At 71.2% G+C, this 16,321-nt stretch carries 14 protein-coding genes and 1 pseudogene; 5 read left to right on the top strand and 10 right to left on the bottom strand.

Features of this window, described 5'->3' with window-relative positions; translation table 11 throughout:
* Positions 1-89: 89 nt before the first annotated feature.
* Positions 90-1,031, bottom strand: a complete 942-nt coding sequence (locus GPA10_RS11550; RefSeq protein ID WP_157165409.1) for a LysR family transcriptional regulator — start codon at positions 1,029-1,031, stop codon at positions 90-92.
* A 159-nt stretch (positions 1,032-1,190) separates the two neighbouring features.
* On the opposite strand from GPA10_RS11550, the gene GPA10_RS11555 reads away from it, so the two are divergent.
* Both GPA10_RS11555 and GPA10_RS11560 read left to right on the top strand, forming a co-directional pair.
* Positions 1,191-1,580, top strand: coding sequence for a VOC family protein (locus GPA10_RS11555; protein WP_157165410.1), 390 nt, complete (start codon positions 1,191-1,193; stop codon positions 1,578-1,580).
* A gap of 148 nt (positions 1,581-1,728) precedes the next feature.
* Positions 1,729-2,910, top strand: a complete 1,182-nt coding sequence (locus GPA10_RS11560; RefSeq protein ID WP_157165411.1) for a serine hydrolase domain-containing protein — start codon at positions 1,729-1,731, stop codon at positions 2,908-2,910.
* 155 nt (positions 2,911-3,065) lie between these two features.
* On the opposite strand, the gene GPA10_RS11565 is transcribed toward GPA10_RS11560, so the two are convergent.
* Together GPA10_RS11565 and GPA10_RS11570 are read right to left on the bottom strand one after the other, a co-directional pair.
* Positions 3,066-3,977, bottom strand: a complete 912-nt coding sequence (locus GPA10_RS11565) for a PDR/VanB family oxidoreductase (RefSeq protein WP_157165412.1) — start codon at positions 3,975-3,977, stop codon at positions 3,066-3,068.
* Between the two features lie 129 nt (positions 3,978-4,106).
* A complete protein-coding gene (locus GPA10_RS11570) occupies positions 4,107-4,733 on the bottom strand; it encodes an MSMEG_1061 family FMN-dependent PPOX-type flavoprotein (protein WP_157165413.1) in 627 nt (208 codons plus the stop codon).
* Positions 4,734-4,941: 208 nt separating this feature from the next.
* On the opposite strand from GPA10_RS11570, the gene GPA10_RS11575 reads away from it, so the two are divergent.
* The gene (locus tag GPA10_RS11575; RefSeq protein ID WP_343040680.1) at positions 4,942-5,568 is read left to right on the top strand and encodes a TetR/AcrR family transcriptional regulator; all 627 of its coding nucleotides are present in this window, start codon (positions 4,942-4,944) and stop codon (positions 5,566-5,568) included.
* 151 nt (positions 5,569-5,719) lie between these two features.
* Here GPA10_RS11575 and GPA10_RS11580 read toward each other — a convergent pair whose 3' ends face one another.
* The 4 genes and pseudogenes from GPA10_RS11580 to GPA10_RS11595 all read right to left on the bottom strand — a co-directional run bounded on the left by GPA10_RS11580 (position 5,720) and on the right by GPA10_RS11595 (position 9,903).
* Positions 5,720-6,886, bottom strand: coding sequence for an alanine--tRNA ligase-related protein (locus tag GPA10_RS11580; RefSeq protein ID WP_157165415.1), 1,167 nt, complete (start codon positions 6,884-6,886; stop codon positions 5,720-5,722).
* Positions 6,887-7,181: 295 nt separating this feature from the next.
* A pseudogene (locus tag GPA10_RS11585) lies at positions 7,182-7,358 on the bottom strand (MBL fold metallo-hydrolase); the annotation flags it as partial.
* Positions 7,359-7,548: 190 nt separating this feature from the next.
* The gene (locus GPA10_RS11590; protein ID WP_246259016.1) at positions 7,549-8,295 is read right to left on the bottom strand and encodes a hypothetical protein; all 747 of its coding nucleotides are present in this window, start codon (positions 8,293-8,295) and stop codon (positions 7,549-7,551) included.
* Between the two features lie 306 nt (positions 8,296-8,601).
* A complete protein-coding gene (locus tag GPA10_RS11595; protein WP_157165417.1) occupies positions 8,602-9,903 on the bottom strand; it encodes a TolB-like translocation protein in 1,302 nt (433 codons plus the stop codon).
* Positions 9,904-10,232: 329 nt separating this feature from the next.
* Between GPA10_RS11595 and GPA10_RS11600 the strand changes: the two genes are divergently transcribed.
* Both GPA10_RS11600 and GPA10_RS11605 read left to right on the top strand, forming a co-directional pair.
* On the top strand, positions 10,233-12,068 hold the full coding sequence (locus GPA10_RS11600) for an amidohydrolase family protein (protein WP_157165418.1): 1,836 nt from the start codon (positions 10,233-10,235) through the stop codon (positions 12,066-12,068).
* A gap of 54 nt (positions 12,069-12,122) precedes the next feature.
* Positions 12,123-12,851 carry a helix-turn-helix transcriptional regulator gene (locus GPA10_RS11605; protein WP_157165419.1) on the top strand — a complete coding sequence of 243 codons (729 nt, stop codon included), beginning with the start codon at positions 12,123-12,125 and terminating at the stop codon, positions 12,849-12,851.
* Positions 12,852-12,854: 3 nt separating this feature from the next.
* Here the strand turns inward: GPA10_RS11605 and GPA10_RS11610 are convergent, their stop codons facing one another.
* The 3 genes from GPA10_RS11610 to GPA10_RS11620 all read right to left on the bottom strand — a co-directional run bounded on the left by GPA10_RS11610 (position 12,855) and on the right by GPA10_RS11620 (position 16,283).
* A complete protein-coding gene (locus GPA10_RS11610) occupies positions 12,855-14,081 on the bottom strand; it encodes an FAD-dependent monooxygenase (protein ID WP_157165420.1) in 1,227 nt (408 codons plus the stop codon).
* A gap of 268 nt (positions 14,082-14,349) precedes the next feature.
* On the bottom strand, positions 14,350-15,579 hold the full coding sequence (gene istB / locus GPA10_RS11615) for an IS21-like element helper ATPase IstB (RefSeq protein ID WP_157165421.1): 1,230 nt from the start codon (positions 15,577-15,579) through the stop codon (positions 14,350-14,352).
* 155 nt (positions 15,580-15,734) lie between these two features.
* Positions 15,735-16,283 carry a hypothetical protein gene (locus GPA10_RS11620; protein ID WP_343040681.1) on the bottom strand — a complete coding sequence of 183 codons (549 nt, stop codon included), beginning with the start codon at positions 16,281-16,283 and terminating at the stop codon, positions 15,735-15,737.
* Between the last annotated feature and the right edge of the window lie 38 nt (positions 16,284-16,321).

Below are 16,321 nucleotides of genomic sequence, written 5' to 3' on the forward strand. Positions count from 1 at the left end.
GAGCGCCTCCTCACCGGCGGGTTCGGCTCGCGCCCGCGAGCTGGGACAGGGGGCTCGGCGGCCGCAACCCGGCGTACACCATCAGTGCATCATTTACCTCCATCTGGTGCAAATGGAGCATGTTCGGTTGGCTCTTCAGAACCGTTGGGTTCCGAACCGAGGGGTTCCGAACCGAGGAGTTCGAGGAAGGCGGCGGCAGCGGGTGACGGCGGGAACCGGCTCCAGACGAGGTGTTCCACCCGTACGGGACCGTCGGTGACCGGAACGGTGCGCACGCCGTGCAGCTCCGCGGCGAACCTCCCGGGCAGCAGGGCGATGCCCAGGCCGTGCCGGACCATCCGCACCATGAGCTCGGCACCGGACACCTCGAAGGCGACCTCACGCCGCAGCCCGGCCGCCGCGAACGCCCGGTCCGACTGCGCGCGGGCGGCGCTGCCCTCGGCGAAGTCGACGAACGCCTCGTCGGCGAGCCGGCCCAGGTCCACCTCGGGGCGGGCGGCCAGCGGATGGTCCGGGGCGACGACGGCGACGTGCCGCCCGTGGGCGAGTTCCCGGTGGCGTACGCCCCGCGGCCGGAATCCGGGCAGCACGCCGAGGAAGGCCGCGTCGAGGAGACCGTCGCGCACCTGCTCGACGAGGCGCTCGCTGGAGCCCGCCCGCAGACTGATCCGCACCCGGGGGTAGCGCAGGCGGTAGTCCCGCAGCACGGCCGGCAGATCGACGGCCGTCACGGTGGGGATCGATCCGACGGTCAGCCCGCCCCGTATCTCACCGGTGGCCGCGGCCACTTCCGCGCGGGCCCGCTCGGCGGCCTCCAACGCCTGCCGGGCGGCGGGCAGGAAGGCCTCACCGGCGGCGGTCAGCCGCACCCGGCGACTGGTCCGCTCGAACAGCCGGGCACCCAGTTCCTTCTCCAGGCGGGCCACCTGATGACTCAGGGCGGACTGTACGACGTGGCACCGTTCGGCGGCACGGGTGAAGCTCGCCGTGTCCGCCACGGCGAGGACGTAACGCATCTGCTGGAGATCCATCGATCCATCGTGAAACACGATGGATACCGATGACAAACATGTGTTGGACCGATGGATGCCCGTAGGGCGATGCTGAAGTCGACGGCGGGCCGGGGCAGTCGAGAACCGGCCGCACCGCTGCACCACCAGTCCCGTACCCCTCAACCCGCGGAGATTCCCATGCGTGTGATCGCCTTCGACCACCTCGTCCTCAACACCGCCGACATCGAGCGCTCGCTCGCCTTCTACACCGGCCCGCTGGGGCTTGAACCCGTGCGCGTGGAGGAGTGGCGCGCCGGCGAGGCGCCCTTCCCGTCGGTGCGGGTGAGCCCCACCACGATCATCGACCTCGTCGAGTCGCCCGACGGCAGACCGGAGGGCACCAACGTCGACCACATCTGCCTGGTGGTGGAACCGCTCGACTGGCAGGAGGTCATCGACTCCGGTGTCTTCACGGTGGTGGACGGCCCCGGCAAGCGCTTCGGCGCGCGCGGCACCGCCATCTCCCTGTACGTGCGCGACCCGGACGGCAACACCGTGGAGCTGCGCTGGTACCCGGAGGCCTCCTGAGGTCCGGGCGCACGCGGACAACAGCCCGATGCCACAAGCGCGTTGACGACAAGTTCCGGGCACTGCTCAACCACGGTGCGTTTGTTCGCGGTCCTCATATGCGGTACCGCTCTGTGCAGACGATTGTGAGGAGTAGGGAGTGACGTCGATGACGTTACGGACGAGATCCAAGGCCGCCGTCGTGGGTTTCGCAGCGGTGGCGGTGGCGGCGACCGCCCTGGTGGCTCCCGCCGGGGCCGCGCCGGACACCGCCCTCCCGGCGACGGCAGCCGGCCACGAGGCGACGCAGCGCGCCATGGACGCGGCCGTCAAGTCGGGCACGCCCGGCGTCACGGCCGCGGCGCGGGACGCCAAGGGCGTCTGGAAGTCGGCGTCGGGGGTGGGCAACCTCAGGACGGGCCAGCCGCGCGGCAAGAACGACAAGTTCCGCGTCGGCAGCATCACCAAGACGTTCGTGTCGACGGTGCTGCTCCAGATGGAGGACGAGGGGAAGCTCAGCCTCGACGACACCGTGGACCGCCACCTGCCGGGCCTGGTACGGGGCAACGGCAACGACGGCCGCAAGATCTCCGTACGGCAGCTGCTCAACCACACCAGCGGCCTGTTCGACTACCTGGCCGACGAGGAGTACTCGGCCACCTACATGGAAGGCGACGGCTATCTCAAGCACCGCTACGACACCCTGCCGCCGCTCAAGCACGTCAAGGTGGCGCTCTCCCACGCACCGGAGTTCGAGCCCGGGGCCAAGCACGACTACTCCAACACCAACTACATCCTGGCCGGGCTGATCATCGAAGAGGTCGGCGGCCGGACGTACGAGGCGGAGGTGCGCGACCGCATCATCAAGCCGTTGGGTCTGAAGGCCACCACGAATCCGGGCAACGGCATCCACCTGCCGCAGCCGAGCAGCCGCGGCTACGCGAAGCTGTTCCGCGACCAGCCGGACCGGATCGACGACATCACCGAGATGAACGGCTCACAGGGCTGGGCCGACGGCGACATCATCTCCAGCGCCCACGACCTGAACCGGTTCTACAGCGCGTTGCTGCGCGGCAAGCTGCTCTCGCCCAAGCAGCTCAAGGCCATGAAGACCACTGTCACGAGCCCCGACTCGCCGGACACGTTCTACGGCCTCGGCCTGCAACGGTTCAGGACGAGCTGCGGCACGACGGTGTGGGGGCACGGCGGCGGCATGGTGGGGTGGCTCTCCTTCGCCACCAGCACCGAGGACGGCCGCCACCAGCTCGCCTTCAACTACAACGGCGACTGGGACGGGGGCACGATGCTCTCCCTCGTGAACGCCGAGTACTGCGGCACCCCCGCACGATAGGTGCCGGGCCGGTGACGGACCTCGCGTGTCACGGGGGCGCGAGGTCCGTCACCGGCCGCGACACTGCTCGTGGGCGCGTGAAGGCCACCGGCCCGCGACACGGTTCGCGAGCGCTCACACCGGAGTTGGTCACCGGTCCGCGACGCCGCCGGGCGTCAGCGGTCGATGACCAACTCCGGTGTGAGCGCCCGTGACACGCACGCGTAGACGCGGCTGTCGGAGGCGCCGATGTCGTCCCGGTGTTCCGGGGTGCCGGAGAGCACGGTGATTTCGCAACTGCCGCAGACCCCTTCGCGACACCCGGCGGCCACAGGGATCCCCGCGCGGTTCAGGGCGTTCAGGAGGGACTGGTCGGCGGGGACCGGGACGGTGCGTCCCGAGCGGGCGCACACCGCGTCGAACGGCTTGTTCTCGGCGAAGACCCGAGGGGCCGGGCGGAAGCGCTCCGTGTGCAGCCGATCGGCGGGGAACGCTGCCTGCGCGGCGGCGATCATCGGGGCGGGGCCGCAGCAGTAGACCAGGGTGTCCGGCGCTAGACCGGCGGCCAGGGCGGTCAGGTCCGGTCTGCCGTCCTCGCGGGTGGCGACGAGCCGCACCCGGTCGCCGTGGCGCGAGCGCAGCTCCTCGGCGAACGGCATGGCCGCGGCCGACCGGCCCGCGTACACCAGCGTCGCGGGGACGTCCGCCTCGACGGCCGCGGCCAGCATGGGCAACAGCGGGGTGATGCCGATCCCGCCCGCCAGGAAGAGGTACCGCGGCGCGGGCAGCAGCGGGAAGTGGTTGCGGGGCAGCGACACCTTCAGGGCGCGGCCCGCACGGATGTAGTGGTGGATGTACTCCGAACCGCCCCGGCTGAGCGGGTCGTGGCGTACCGCGACGCGGTAGTGCTCCGCGTCGGCGGGGTCGCCGCACAGCGAGTACGAGCGGGTGAGCCAGTTCGGCAGGGACAGGTCGATGTGGGCGCCCGGTTCCCAAGGCGCCAGGGAGCCGGTGGTGCCGCGCAGGAGGAGCGAGACGACGCCTTCGGCGATGTCTTCGGCGCGGTCGATCACGGTGTGCTGCTGCATAGCTGATTCACCTGGTTCGGAGTGGCGGCCTGAGGAGCCCGACTTGGAGGGCCCGGCCTGAAGAGCCCGGCCTGTAGATCCCGGCTTGGAGGGCCTGGCTCGGATGGCCCGGACGGGCGGAAGGCCCTCTCAGTAGAGGGTCTGGTAGGCCTCTTCGAGGCCCGCGTCGAGGTCCTTGGGGTCGATGGCCAGGTTGAGCTGCGCGGTCGTCATCTCGCCCACCGTGGGCATCTCGTCGGCGAGCGCCTGGCTCGCGGGGTCCCACAGCCGGGAGCGGACCAGCGCGCGGCCGCAGTGGAAGTAGGCCTCCGCGACCTCGATGACGAGGGCCAGTTCGGCCTCCCGGCCCTCGGTGTGCATGCGTGCGAGGACGTCGGGTTCGTCGGTGGCGTACGCGCTGCCGTTGACGCGCAGCGTCTCGCGCATGCCGGGGATGAGGAAGCACATCCCGATGCCGTCGTTCTCCGCCAGATTGCGGAAGGTGTCCGCGATCTTGTTGCCGGGCCGGTCGGGCATGGCGAGCGTGTGCTCGTCGAGGACCTTCACGAAGCCCGGGTAGTCGCCGCGGGGCGAGCAGTCGGCGCGGCCCGCCGCGTCCGCCGTCGCCAGCGTGAGGAAGGGGGAGTGGGCGATGAAGCGCCGGAAGTGCTCGTCGATGCGGTCGAGGACCTTGGCCTCGACCAGGGCGTCGGGTGCGCCGAGCCGCGCACGGACTTCGGCCGGTGAGACCCGCCGGGGGCGGACACTGGCATGCATCACAAGGGCTCCTCGGTTCCGCAAGGGGGCAACGGTCCCGACCGCGCGAAAGCGTCCGCCGCCTATCCCTCCGGCACCCGCCGGGTACCTCACCGGGATCTGCTCACGGCCTACTGCTTTCTGCTTTCCCGCAGGTCGTGGCACCATTGTGAGCAATTACTCGCATCTTGCGCTACTCGCTTTCGCCACGCTCCCAGGAGGTGCCACGGTGCCGGACCCGCAGTCGCTCCGAGCACGCAAACAACCGCGCCAGGCGCGGGCCGAGCTCACCCGGCAGCGCATCCTCGCCGCGGCTGCTCACGTTTTCGCCGAACACGGATACGCCGCAGGGACCACGAACCGCATCGCGGAGCAGGCGCGGATCTCGATCGGATCGCTGTACCAGTACTACCCGAACAAGGACGCGATCCTCCTGGAGCTGGTGGCACGGCACCTCGACGCCGGGGCGGTCTCGCTCAAGGCCCGTCAGGACGGCGACCAGCCCGAGTCCCTCGAAGCCATCATGCGTGCCTTCGTGCGCGCCGTGATCGACAACCACCTCGACGACCCGCGGCTCCTCCAGGTCATGGCGGAGCAGACGCCACGCGCCCCCGAACTCATCGAGAGGATCACCCGGAGCGAGCAGGACCAGGTGGATTTCACCCGGGACCTGCTCGCACGGCATCCGGAGGTCCACGTCACCGACATCGACACCGCTGCCCGCCTCGTCGTGTCGACGGAGCAACTCGTCCACCAGCTCGTGGCGGCGCCGCGCGCCCTGGACGCCCGCCGCCTGGAGGACGAACTCGTCGCCATGCTGACGCGCTATCTGACGGCCGCGCCCGCACCGGACTGACCTCGGCCGGGGGAGCCGCACCGACCTCTGTCAGGAGCACCGCGCCGACCTCGGCCGGTCTGGGGCGCGCGGCAACCTCCTTCAGACCGTAGAGGGCCATGGCGTGTCCGCCCACCGTCCCGCAGATACGCGAAGGCGTCCGCCGGGCCCGTCATTCCTGCCGAAGGCTCACCACCAGCTCCCGCGGCAGACCGTGGGTGTCGTGGAGGTACAGAAAATCGTCGTCGTGCAGCGGCCCTTGGAACCGGGGGCGGGCGAGCACCCGCCGGCCGCGCTCCAGCAGCCCCCTGAACCGCCGCTCCTCCTCGACCAGCAGCCGGCGCACGTCGCCGGGCTCCGTCTCCTGCCGGAAGCGGTCCAGGGTGTGGAGCAGCAACTCGCCCGGCAGGTCGCACAGTTCACGCGACGGGTCGTCGCGCCACAGGGCGGTGAGGACGCGTCGTACGAGGCGGCGCAGCACGTACCCCCGTCCGGTGTTGGCCGGACGCACCCCGTCGCCGATCATCACGACGGCCGAACGCAGATGGTCCTGCACCAGGCGCAGGGACCGTCCGTCCAGGGTCCACAGCGGCGGTACGAGGCGGCGCCAGGGTTCGAAGGCATCGCCCTCGAAAACGGACGACTTGCCCTGGAGCAGGCCGGCGAGGCGCTCCAGGCCGAGCCCGGTGTCGATGTTGCGCTGCGGCAGCGGCACGAGGGAGCCGTCCTCCAGGCGGCGGTGGCGCATCATCACGTGGTTCCACACCTCCACCCAGCGGTCGTCGCGGGTCGGCGTCGACCGCGGCGGGGTGTCCCCGCTCCACAGGAAGATCTCCGAGTCGGGGCCGCACGGGCCGACAGGCCCGTTGGACCACCAGTTGTCGTCCTCCGTGCGTTCCACGGGGACACCGAGGTCCTGCCACACCCGCAGGGATTCGACGTCGGGCCCGGTCCGGTCGTCACCACCGTGCACAGTGGCATGCAGCAGCCCCGGGTCCACCCCGAGCCCCTCGGTGAGCAGCCGGTATCCCCAGTCGAGGCTCCGCGGCCCCTCGTAGTCGCCCAGCGACCACGTACCGAGCATCTCGAACACCGTCAGATGGGTGTCGTCCCCCACCTCGTCCAGGTCCGTGGTGCGCAGACAGCGCTGTACGTTGACCAGCCGCCTTCCCAGGGGATGCGGGCGTCCCTCCAGGTACGGCGTGAGCGGATGCATCCCCGAGGTGGTGAACAGGACCGGGTCGCCGGGCGGTGGCAGCAAGGTCGAGCCGGTGATCCGGCGATGCCCCCGCTCCTCGAAGTACTCGACGAACGTACGGACGATCTGTTCCGTGTGCATGAGAGTGGCTCCTTTGCGTCACAGCGAGGGAGGCACCGGACAACGGAACCGCGTCGGTCGTCACACCGGGGCTGAAGGCCGCAAGGCCGGATGGGGAGAAGCCACGGAACCACCGACGGGCCGTTTCCGGTCGCCGGTGGGAAGAGGAACGTCAGACGGCGGCAACCGGCGAGCTGGTCGCTCGCGCGGTCGCGGTGAGGCCTGGGCCGGTGACGTTCATGAGGGTCACTGTAGGCGGCTGGGCCGGCCGAGGCACGCGAATTGTTCGACTCGTCCGTGCCTCCGCCCGCCCGGCTCACCAGCGCAGAGCCGTGAAGTCGATCGGCTGGGGGCGCAGCAGGCGGGTGCGTTCCGTGAGGGACCGCAGGCGGCGGGACATCTCGTCGGCGGGGAGGCGGTGGCGGTCGCCGTGACCCGGCAGGAGCCATTCGAAGCGGAGCAGGCCTGCCGTCCGGGCCAGGGAGATGGCGAGTCCCCGGAGGCGCCTGGGGGGCGGTCCCGCCGGTGAGGTGACCACCGGGACCGCTCCTCCAGGGAAACCCGCCCGTATCCGGAATCGGTAGGCCCAGTCGCTCTTGTGCTTCCGACTCCGTGCCGCTCTCGCCCACCGCGACATGCGGGAGAGCGGCACAGCGGCGCCCCGCCGCGGCGCCGTCACGCACTCATGACTTGGCGAGCTGCCGCGGATCGACGGTGTCACCGGCCGACGGCTTCTCCGGCCGCACTTCCTTGTCGTAGTCGCTGAACGTGGTGGTGCTGGGGCGCTTCCCGCCCTCCGCCGTGGCGCGCAGGATGTACGGCTCGCCCTCGGTCGCCACGTACAGCTTCTGCGTCTCACCGGCCGACGACTTCTTGGTCAGTTCGATGGCCTCCTGACCGTCCACCGTGGTGGTGCCGCCCTTCTTCATGCTCTTGCGCGCGGACTTGTCCGAGTCCATCGCCCCGATCAGGTCCTGCTTGTCGCACAGCCCCTTGGTGACGGCGTCGTCGGCGGGCATCTTCGCCCACTTGTCCTGGAGCTTCGGAATCGCCTTCGCGGCGCCCGGCTGGCTCTTGAGCGCGGTCTTCCAGTACTGCTCGTCGCCACGCAGGTAGAAGGTGTCACCGATGTGCCGCACGTCGGCCCTGGAGCCCTGGATCTGCACGGTGCCGTCGCAGTTCTTCTGCTTGTCGACGGAGAGGTCGAGGGTGAGCGTCTTGCCGTCCGACTGTCGCGTATCACCCTTGACGTGCAGGGACTTGGCCTTCTTCGTGGCCGCCACGGCCTTGGCGGCGATCTGGTCGGCGCTCTCCCCCGAGAAGGGCTTCTCGGAACCACCCGAGTCGTTCCCGTCGTCCCCGCAGCCCGCCAGGAGCGCTCCCGAGACACCGACCACGGTCACCACGGCCAGCAGCTTGTTTCCACGCAAGGTGAACATCTCCCTCCCCTGGAACGCACCACCGCGTTCCGCACGGTCACGGCCGTGAAGTCGGCCGCTGGTTGTGCCGGATACCCACGAATGGGCCTTCTGCACAGACCAGGTGACGCTCAATCAGGGAAGGCTCTCATTCTCGTCAACGAGTGCCGTTGAAGGCAGTGGCGGCCGTCCGGGCCGACGGGGTCGGCCCGTCGGCCCGGACGGCCCGGGAGCCGGGTGGTCGTGCCGGTGCGCGGCGTGAGGCCCGCCCGGGGAGCGGAGGGCTGCTTCCGGATGTCGCTCGTGGGTCGCCGCCCCCTACCGCACCGTACGGACGAACACGTCCTCGACACCGTTGGTGTCGTCCGTGACGAACCCGGCGTCGTCGTGGCCGCCGAAGACGACGGTCCGCGCGCGGGCGTCCATCCGCGCGTCCACGGCGTTCGCCGGTCTGCCGTCCTTGTCGGGGGAGACCAGGATGTCGGCGCCGGTGCGCAGATCACGGAGGTACTCCGCGTCCTCGGTAGTGTGGACCGGCCAGGTGTCGAGCAGCAGCTTCGAGCCGTCGGCCGAGACGCCGTCCACGGACAGCACGCCTTCGGGGCCGGGCAGGACCGCGTCGATCCGGCGCACCTTCCCCGTGCGCAGGTCGCGCACGAACGGGTTGTAGCTGGAGTTCGGGTCGCGGCCGGGCACCAGGTTGGAGGCAGCGGAGTCGAAGGCGAGTGTGGAGCCGTCGAAGCTGAGCAGCGGGTGGGTGGCGGGGCCGTCCGCCGGGCTGCCGTCGTGCGGGGTGTCGGCCTGGGTCTCGCCGCCGGTGGCACGGTCGTGCACGTACACGTCGGACCAGTCGCCGCGCGGCGGGGTGCCGCGCACCTGCTGGTAGGCGACCTTCCTGCCGTCGGCGCTCAGCGACGGCGCGCGGAAACCGCGGTGGTCGTCGTCGGGGCTCACGGGGAAGCTCACCTGCTCGGGGTACTTGGCCCGCAGGTCCCGCAGGAAGACCGCCTGCGCCCCCACGGTGTCCGGGTCGGTGTCCTCGACGAGGAACGCGACGGTGCGGCCGTCCGCGGAGATCGCGGGCGAGCCGCCGTTCTCGTACCCGATGGGCAGATCGGCGTCGGCCCGCTCCGTCCCGCCGGTGTCGAGGTCCCGCACGACGACGGCGGTCGTGTCGCCGTCCTGCGCCGTGTACGCGAGATAGCGGCCCCCTGCGCTGAGCGCGGGGGAGCTGATCGGGCCCAGCGGATCCTCGACGCGCTGGACCTTGCCCGTACGCAGGTTCCGTACGAACACGTCGGCGCGGCCGTTGGTGTCTCCGGGGACCAGGTTGGTGGCCTGGGACGTGAACGCGACCACACGGCCGTCGGCGCTGACGACGGGGTTGCCGGACGCGCCGTCCGCCGGGCCGCCGTCGGCGGCGACGCTGATCAGCCGGGTGGTCCCGGTGCCCGGGGGCCGGTGCTCCGCATGCGCGTTCCCGTACGCGGATGCCGGTGCTTCGGCAGGGGTGGCCACGGCCGCGGGCAGGGCCGCGGCCGAGAGTAAGAGGGCCAGGGCGCCCACGCCCGCCGACCGGGACGCTCCGCCGCGTCTCTTCTTCCGCCCGGATCTCGCCATGCTTTCCTCCCGGAAGGCGTCCGTCCCGGCCCGGTGCCGGGGTCCAGCGGGGATGCAAGCGCACGCGGGCGGGCGGGTCAATCAGTTGGAACGCGTACAACCTGGACGGGCCGCCAAGCGTCCGCGACCGCTGCCGCGTGCCCCGCCTCTGCGTCCAGAGGCGTCCAGACGCAGCGGTCGCGGGGGAGCGCCTGGAGAGCGCCGGGGAAGGGCCGGGAGAGCGCGTATCGGTGGAACGACCGATGTGCGCGGGGTGGCGGCGCGGCCATAGTCCTCGGGAGATCGTTCACGGGCGGCCGTGCGGCGCCCGGCTTGGGAGAGGACCACGTGTGGACACGTATGCGGATCTGGTGTTTGTCGGCGGGCGAGTGGTCACGGTCGACGCGGAGTTCTCCGTCGCGTCGGCCCTGGCGGTCACCGGTGGACTCATCGGCGCCGTCGGCGGGCGGGACGACGTCGCCTCGCTCATCGGCCCCGACACCCGCGTCATCGACCTGCGGGGGGCGACGCTGCTTCCCGGCATCAACGACTCCCACCTGCACGGATGTGCCTTCGGCATGGCGACGCCGCCGCTGTCCCTGGACCTCGGCCACCCCGCCGTGTCGTCCCTCGCGGACGTGGCCGATGCGGTACGGGAGGCCGTCGGGCGGGCCCCCGGCGGGCAGTGGGTCACCGGGCACGGCTGGGACACGGGATACCTCGACGAGTGCGTCGCCGACCCGTCCCGGCTGCCCACCCGGCACGACCTCGACGCCGTCAGCCCGGACCACCCCGTCGTCCTGTACTCCTTCTCCGGGCACGCGACGTGGGTCAACTCCAAGGCCCTCGAACTCATCGGAATCGACCGTGACACGGTTGCCCCGCCCGGCGGCGCCATCGTCGCGGACGCGTCCGGAGAGCCGACCGGGCTGCTCCACGAAGGGGCCCAGGCCCTGATCCAGAACGCGCTGCCGCCGCTCAGCAGGCAGGAGCGGACCGACGCGATCCGTTCGAACCTCGCCGCGCTCGCCCGGCTCGGTGTGACCAGCTACACCGAGCCCGGTCTCGGCCCCGGCGGCGACGGCATCATGCGGGGCGCACTCGGCACGGAGACCCTGGACGTCTACCGTCAGCTCCTCGCCGACGGCGAACTGACCGCCCGCCTCGGCGTCCTGCTCCTGCCGACCGGCATGGCGAGCAGCGCCGAGGAGTTCGCCCACGTCCTCACCGGGCTCGGCGACCCGGGCGGCTCCGACCACTCCCGCGGGTCCGGTGCGTCCGGCGCACCTGGTACGTGCGGTGCGTCCCGTACGGGTGGTGCGTCCCGTACGGGTGGTGCGTCCCGTACGGATGGTGCGTCCGGCGGCGCCGACCCGCGCCGCCTCGCGATCCTCGGGGTGAAGATCTTCGCCGACGGCATCGTCCCCAACAAGACGTCCTGGATGCACGAGCCGTACTCCGGCGGCGGCTGCGGCTCGCTGTGCGTCGGCGGCGAGACCGACGCCGAGCGGGTCGCCGAGATCGGCGCCATGATCCGGCACGCCCACGCCGCCGGGTACCAGCTCGGCGTCCACGTCACCGGCGACCGCGCCTGCGACACCGTCGCGGACGCCTTCGCCGCAGCGCTCGCCGAGCACCCGCGGCCCGACGCCCGGCACTACCTCATCCACGGCGACTTCCTTACCCCGCACAGCATGAAGGTGCTGGCCGCGCACGGCCTCGGCGTCAACATGAACCCCACCATCAAGTGGACGGTCGCGGACATGGAGGAGGAGTTCGTGGGCGCCGAACGGGCCGCGTACGCGTGGCCCTACCGCGACGCCGTCGACGCAGGAGTGCGCGTCGCGAGCGGGTCGGACGCGCCCGTCACGTACCCGGACTGGCGCCAGGGCGTCGCCACGATGGTGCTGCGCGAGTCGAAGGCGGCGGGCCGGGTCAGCGGCCCCGAGCAGCGCATCGGCCTGGCCGAGGCGATCCGCACGTACACCGTCGACGCGGCCTGGCAGGACTTCGCCGACGACTGGAAGGGCTCCCTGGAGCCGGGCAAGGTCGCCGACCTCTGTGTACTCGACGGGGACCTGCTCGCCGCCGATCCCCACGACATACCGGGGATGCCCGTCGTCCTCACCGTCGTGGACGGACAGATCGTGCACGACACCCTTCGTGACGCACGACACCCTTCGTAATTCGCGACACCCTTCGTGATTGACGTATTCCGATCGCATGATCATCCTTGGGGGATGGAGCGAGGAGCTGCGGACATCCTGGACGCGGCCGTCCATGTCCGTGCGGCCGCCAGAAGCGCCACGGCAGGCGCGCTCGGCCTCGACGCGGTCCTGACGGCGCTGTCGGACGTGATGGAGTACGACCACGCCTCCCTGGCCCGGTGGGATCCGCGGCGCAAGTGCCACACCACCCTGGCCGGAAGCTATCCCGCCGACGCCACGGCCTACATCGAGACCCGCCTCCACCGGGACCCGGTGTTCCCCGTGCTCCGCAGCCCCGCCCGGGGCGGACTCTGGCTCGGCGACGTCCCCCCGCACCTCCTGGCGGCCTCCCCGGGCTTCCAGGAGGTGCTTTCGCCCCTCGGCATCGAGGGCGGCGTGGCACAGTGCCTGTTCGCCGCCGACGGCCGGTACGTCGGCATGCTGAACGTCAGCACGCGCGGGCCGCGGCGCGCGCCCGGTCCGGCGCGCGCCGTCGTCACGCTGCTCACCGAGACGCTCGCCGCGGCCCTGGCCGCCGCCGTCCCCGCCGCGCACCCGCGGCGGCCCGGCGGTCTCTCGCCACGGGAGGTCGAGGTCCTCGCGGAACTGACCGCGGGCCGCACCAACCGCGAGATCGCCGAACGGCTGTACATCACGCCGCGCACCGTGGGCACCCACATCGAGCACATCCTCGCCAAGCTCGACGTCCCCAACCGGGCGGCCGCCGCGGCCCGAGCGGCGGCCTGGGGGGTTGTGTCCTAGCAGTCACGTCCAAGGGGCTGCGACGTCGGCGTTCTTCGCCCGCATGTCCTTGCTGTCGAGCAGCTTCCTGCACAGCGCCCTGCCGAGGCCGGGCGCACGCATCAGGCGTCCCAGGCCCGCGCGCACGATCAGCTCCTTGCGGTCCTGCGGGGTGAACATCCGCCGCCCGGTGACCAGGGCGCTGTCCTGCTGGGTGCGGATGAACGGCCGCATCCGCGCCTCCCAGGCACGCAGCGCGCCGGGCACGTCGCCCACATGGCGCTGGAGCATGGTGCCGAGGAGCTCACCACCGGCGATTCCGCTGGAGACCCCCATGCCCGAGTACAGGGTCATGCACCAGGCCGCGTCCCCGATCAGCACGACACGGCCGCGGCGCCAACTGGGCATCCGCACCTGCTGCACCGAGTCGAAGAGGGCGTCAGAGGCCTGTTCGTAGCGGGTCAGCAGGCCTTCGAGGAGCGGACCTGCCGGCTCGGGTCCGAACGCGGCGCGCAGGGACGCGGCGGGCGGCCGGGCGAACTCGGCGTCGATGTCGCGGGTGCGGTACGAGAACAGCAGGCTCGGGGCCCGGTCGGCGAAGGGGAAGGCCCAGACCGAACGTCCCGGCTCGGCCAGGATCAGCCCGTCGGACAGACCGAATCCGTCGACCGGCCGGTCCAGGAGCGTGACGCCGATCATGTAGTCCAGCGGGCGCAGACACCGCCGGGCGTCGAAGGCGAGGCCGCGCACCGTGGAGCGCATGCCGTCGGCACCCACGACCAGGTCGAAACGTTCGTCCACGGTGGTGTCGGCCGCCGTGTCGCGCAGGGTCACGACCGCCCCGGAGCCGTCCTGGACGATGTGGGTCGGCACGGTGGAGAAGCGGATCTCCACGTCGTCGGGCAGCGCCGCGAACAGTCCCTGTTCCACATCGCCGCGCAGCAGCGGGCGGGGTCCGCCGTCGAAGGACCCGAGGTTCACCCTGGGCCGGCGGTTGCCGTTCCGGTCGACGTCGTACAGGGCGATCTGCGGGCCGCCGCGGTCGCCGATCCGCTCCAGTACGCCGAGCCGCCGCGCCGAGGCGACACCCGATCCGAACAGCGCGATGTAGTACCCGCCCGAGCGCCGGGCCGGCGCCCGCTCGACCACGACCGGGTCCCAGCCGACCTGCCGCAGCCGCACGGCGGCGGCCATGCCGGAGATCCCGAGACCGACCACGAGGGCCCGGCCTCCCTTGCGTATGTGAGACATGGGGATGCCCCTTCTGCGGCCTGTGTGGGCCGGCCGCTTCGGTGTCGTCGGCCGGTCCGACGCCAGGGTCCCGGCGTAACCGGCGCCCGCCAAGACGGTCTTCATGGTGACCTCCCGCATCGACATGGGGCCGCTCCCGCCAGGGGAGGTGTGCATGAAGTACGACGAGGCGGTCCCTGGAAGTGTGAGGTGACTTCTGGGGACTGTGCGGGGAGGGCACCGGACGCCGGACGCCAGGTGTCACGGGGCAGGGGCTGGGCGTCGGTTGTCAGAAGAACTTGCCGGGGTCCTCCCGGCCCGCGGGCGAAGCGCTTTCGAGGCGGCGCGTGCGGTAGCTGTCGGCGTCGATGGTGACGACCTCGGCGTGGTGGGCGAGGCGGTCCACGGTCGCGGAGGCCGTCGCGCTGTCGCCGAACACCTCGTCCCATCGGCTCAGCGGCCGGTTGCCGGTGACGATCAGCGAGCCCCGCTCGTAGCGGTGCGAGACGAGCTGGAACAGGAGCTGGGCGACTTCGGAGTCGAAGGGCACATAGCCGACCTCGTCGACGACGAGCACCGGGTACGCGTCGAGGCGGGCCAGCTCCTTGCGGAGCCGCCCCGCGGCCTTGGCGTCCGCGAGCCGTGCGCCCCACTCGGCAGCCGTCGCGAACAGCACCTGGTGGCCGGCCTGGCAGGCCCGTACGCCGAGGGCCACCGCCAGGTGCGTCTTGCCCGTGCCGGGGCCGCCGAGCAGCACCACGTTCGCCTTGCGGGTGACGAAGTCGGCCTTCCCCAGGCGGGCGACGACATGGGGCTCGGGTGCGCGCAGCCGTCCCTCGTCGAACATCTCGAGGACCTTCCTGGCCGGGAACCCGGCGGCCTCGATGCGCTCCTCGGCCCCTGCCGTTCCGGCACCGCCCGCCCCCGGCTCCGCCGTCTCCGCGCGCTCATCGGCGGCCCTGCGGTCCCGCTGCGCCGGAATGACCACGGTCTGCGGGGTCTCCTTCACGGGGCGCGCCTTGACCTCGTGCGCCGCCATGGGCCCGGACATGTAGGCGAGGATGGCTGCGGAGGCGATGAACGCCATGTGGATGACCGTCCCCCACAGCAGGTCGTGCTTGGGCGTGTGGTGCACGTCGACGAACATCTGGAGCAGATGCACCGACGAGATACCGACGATGGCGGTGGCCAGCTTCACCTTCAGCACGTTGGAATTGACGTGCGAAAGCCACTCCGGCTGGTCCCGGTGGCCCTGGAGGCCGATTCGCGAGACGAAGGTCTCGTACCCCCCGACGATCACCATGATGAGCAGGTTGGCGATCATCACCACGTCGACGAGCTTGAGGACCGCGAGCATGACGTGTGTCTCGTCCGCGTGTCCGCTGATGACGTGGTGGATGAGGTGCCACAACTCGTTGAAGAATTTGTAGACGTACACGCCCTGCGCGGCCACCAGGCCGAAGTACAAGGGGGCTTGGAGCCAGCGGGTCGCGAAGAGTGCGCACCCCAGGGTGGTCATGTTCGACGGGGACGAGGCGGAGCGGGACACAAGACCTCCAACGGCCGTAAGGCTCGTCATTCTTGTGGTCCGCCGCCGACAATCTGAATTCGAGCCACTCGTTGGGATTAATAGAAATCCAGTCGGACAGGTCCTCCCAGCCGAGCGGCCCCGCGCTACACGAGGGTGTACATGACCGATCGCTCGTGCTTGTGGCGCTGGATGCGCCCCTTGGCGACCAGGGACTCAAGGGTGTTCCGCACCACCTGCGGTGTCGGACGGCGATCCGGGTGCTTCTCCAGGAGCTCGTCCCGCAGCTCCTTCGCCAGCCGGGGCTCGGCGTGGCCGGTGAGCAGGTCGAGCAGCAGGTCGCCCAGGAGCGGCCCCTTGCCCGCGGAGGCTGCCTTGCCCGTCGGCGCCGCCTTGTTCGCAGGAGCCGCCTTGCCCGCCGTCGCACGCTGTGCGGCCGCCGCTCCCGTGCCGCTCTCCCGCTTCGCTCGCGTGGCCGCGGGCTCGTCCTGGGTCTGCTCGGGCAGCCGGGAGGCATCCGCGAAACCTTCGTACCGCTCGGCGAGGGCGAGTATGTCCGTCAGCAGGGTTTCCTCCTGCTTCAACAGCTCGACCTGCCTGGCCAACTCCTCCTGGCGCCTGCGGTTCTCCTCCAGTTCCGACGCGACCTGTTCCACGTACCGCGACCGGAGCTTGGCGGCTGACTGGCTGCTCACACCGTTCACTCCCTCGATATGGATGATGCTGCGCATGG

The sequence above is a fragment of the Streptomyces typhae genome, from assembly GCF_009755605.1.
GTDB classification, from domain to species: Bacteria; Actinomycetota; Actinomycetes; order Streptomycetales; family Streptomycetaceae; genus Streptomyces; species Streptomyces typhae.

Bases quoted from the DNA above. Each gene is read 5' to 3' on its own strand.
- GPA10_RS11550 (WP_157165409.1), bottom strand. From the start codon at position 1,031: ATGGATCTCCAGCAGATGCGTTACGTCCTCGCCGTGGCGGACACGGCG.
- GPA10_RS11555 (WP_157165410.1), top strand. From the start codon at position 1,191: ATGCGTGTGATCGCCTTCGACCACCTCGTCCTCAACACCGCCGACATC.
- GPA10_RS11560 (WP_157165411.1), top strand. From the start codon at position 1,729: ATGACGTTACGGACGAGATCCAAGGCCGCCGTCGTGGGTTTCGCAGCG.
- GPA10_RS11565 (WP_157165412.1), bottom strand. From the start codon at position 3,977: ATGCAGCAGCACACCGTGATCGACCGCGCCGAAGACATCGCCGAAGGC.
- GPA10_RS11570 (WP_157165413.1), bottom strand. From the start codon at position 4,733: ATGCATGCCAGTGTCCGCCCCCGGCGGGTCTCACCGGCCGAAGTCCGT.
- GPA10_RS11580 (WP_157165415.1), bottom strand. From the start codon at position 6,886: ATGCACACGGAACAGATCGTCCGTACGTTCGTCGAGTACTTCGAGGAG.
- GPA10_RS11595 (WP_157165417.1), bottom strand. From the start codon at position 9,903: ATGGCGAGATCCGGGCGGAAGAAGAGACGCGGCGGAGCGTCCCGGTCG.
- GPA10_RS11605 (WP_157165419.1), top strand. From the start codon at position 12,123: ATGGAGCGAGGAGCTGCGGACATCCTGGACGCGGCCGTCCATGTCCGT.
- GPA10_RS11610 (WP_157165420.1), bottom strand. From the start codon at position 14,081: ATGTCTCACATACGCAAGGGAGGCCGGGCCCTCGTGGTCGGTCTCGGG.
- istB (WP_157165421.1), bottom strand. From the start codon at position 15,579: ATGACCACCCTGGGGTGCGCACTCTTCGCGACCCGCTGGCTCCAAGCC.